Below are 2634 nucleotides of genomic sequence, written 5' to 3' on the forward strand. Positions count from 1 at the left end.
ACCCGATTTGATATTGTGCTTTTGTAAGTAAAGTACGATGTTGTCAGCTGATAAATCCTCAGGGTCAGCGCTAAATAAACCAATATCTACTTTATCACTAAACTCTACTTCGGTTTCTTTACCTTTGCTGTCAGCGCGGTTTAGCTTGGCATCAATGGTGAGTGTTACTGTGTATAAGCCATTTTCATCTTGCTGTTCAGCAACTGCAACTTCCGTGGTTTTTAAATCGTATAAGCTGATGTGCTCAAACAAGTTACTTACGAATTGCTTTTCACTATCAGTTGCGTCTAGTGAAATGTATGCCATTAAATCAAGCGTTGTTGGGTAAGGCGTGCTCTGATACTTAAATTCCGCTAAGAAATCTTTCAAAGCTTTGTTTAAGCGTGTTTCACCAAGACGGTCTTTTAAAGACATCATGACCACAGAGCCTTTACGATAGTGAATGTACTGCTGGTTTTCACTGCGCATAAATGGCATCTCTTCAAGTGCTTCGGTAGTACGGCCGCGCAGGTAACGATCCAGCTCGTATTTTAAGAACTTACGGATTTTCTCAGGACCATACTTCTTCTCCATCACCATTAACGCACTGTATTGCGATAAGGCTTCAGAGATAATTGCGCTGCCTTGTACATTTGCCGCGCCTACTTGGTGCCCCCACCATTGGTGAGCCACTTCGTGTGCTGTGACATAGTAAACAGGGTCAATGTTTTCAGGGTCACGTAAGTCAGTAATAAAACCAATTTCTTCTGAATACGGCACTGTATTAGCAAAGCTCTGTGCAAATGAGCGGTATCCTGGGAACTCAATAATGCGCATTTGTTTATGCTGGTAAGGGCCAAACGCTTCGGTAAAGTAATCAATCGAGTCTTTCACCGATTCAATCATACGATCCACATTCATATCATGGGTTTTATGGTAGTAGATCTCGATATCAATCCCGTTATAGTTTTCCTTTTTCGCTTCTAAGCGCGCAGACATAATTGAGTAGAAGTTCACCATAGGCGCATCCATTTGGTAATGGAAAATACGGCGACCGTTTTCTACCCGTTCTTCGGTTAAATAGCCCGGTGCAATTGCAAACTGATCTTCCGACGTTGAAATAGTCGCCTCGAAGTCGATAAAGCCTGTACCTTTACCAAAGAAACTTTCATTGTAATAACGATCGTCTTCTAATTTATTGGCACGCTCTAATGGCTCTAAACCATGTTTGCGACGCTTGTGGCGGTCAACAATTTGGTAGCCTTCGTAGTAACCGAAGTGAGGTAATAAATCACCGTTGTTAATAAAGGTACCATTATTCAGTAACGTAAAGTCCTCATTACCCGCCCTAAAGCCTTTATGTTCACGCACTACGCTTAACTTACCGCTGCGCGTTTCACCTGGCTGTAATGGCTTATCAAAAGTAAACCATGCAAGGCTGTAGGTTTTATCTAATTCACCTAATGTGCCACCAGTCAGTTCTACTGAGTACTGTTCGGTATAACGCGGTTTATGCACCATAAACTTCTCAATCGCCGTATCGCCCACATTGGTAAATTCAATATTGGCGGTTGCTTCGATTTTACGTGCTTCAGGGAAAATATCCGCGTTGATATTTACCTTAGTAATTACCGGAATATTATCTTCTTTGTGCTGAACATACGCTTTTTCATAACCTGCTTGCTCAAGTTCATAATCATCTTGTTCTTGATAAACATGTAGTACGCGGGTGTTCTGATAAATGTAACTACCACTGGCAATAAAGATAATTAAACCAGCTGCAACGGTCGCTTTACCATAAGCACCTAAATAATAAGGTACTAACTTGATACGTGCTTTAAGTGGTTGCTCAGGGCCGCGATGCCAAAGCGCATAGCTCAATGCACCTAAGACTAAACTTGCACCTAACCAATACAACATAAACCAGTTATGCGCTGTTAAGAAGTGGCCATATTGGTTGATATCTGAATAAGGCACGCTTGGTGCTTCAGCAAATTGCCACATTGGATGACTAAAGCCAAAGTTAGAAAGTACTAATGTTCCAATGATGTACACCATAAACAAAAGCATACCGACATATTTGTTCGGGCTAATTACTTGAAGGAAGAATGCCATAACCACTGTCATCATCAACGGCACAAGATTGATATAACCTAAACGGAATGCATACTGTGATAACTCAAAGTTGGTGTAACCTTTAAGCGCCTGGTTAGCGATTGTAACAAACGTACCAAAGCTATAGAGCAGTACAAAAACAAGTGCTATTGCAATAAACTTAGATAACCAAAAGGTAATGTTGTTTACAGGCATACTATCAATGATATCGCCCATACCTGAGTTGCGTTCACGCCAAACAACTTCTGCACTGTAGTAAGCTAAAATCACCAGCATTAATAAACCAGTAGAGCCAGCCACTAATTGCACCATGGTTTGAGTAAGTGGCCAATTAGGCGTACCAAACATGCCTTGTGGGTCAAATAGAGGCGCCATTAACATAAAGCAGGTAATTAGACCTAAAATCAAAAATGGCGCGCTAAAAATCACTTGTTTCACTTCAAATAGCGTACGTGTTTTAAGGTGTGCAAGTGTATTAATACGTGGGCTATTTTTAATATTAATACGGTTTGCAAGTGCTGATATGAAACTGTCATTCAC

1 protein-coding gene is annotated in these 2634 nt (G+C 41.0%); it reads right to left on the minus strand.

The window, feature by feature from the left end:
- The coding region (locus ABYD77_RS18725; protein ID WP_372771610.1) for an ABC transporter permease/M1 family aminopeptidase at positions 1–2634 on the minus strand (2634 nt) is incomplete at both ends.

This window comes from Pseudoalteromonas sp., from assembly GCF_041629635.1.
Lineage (GTDB): Bacteria > Pseudomonadota > Gammaproteobacteria > Enterobacterales > Alteromonadaceae > Pseudoalteromonas.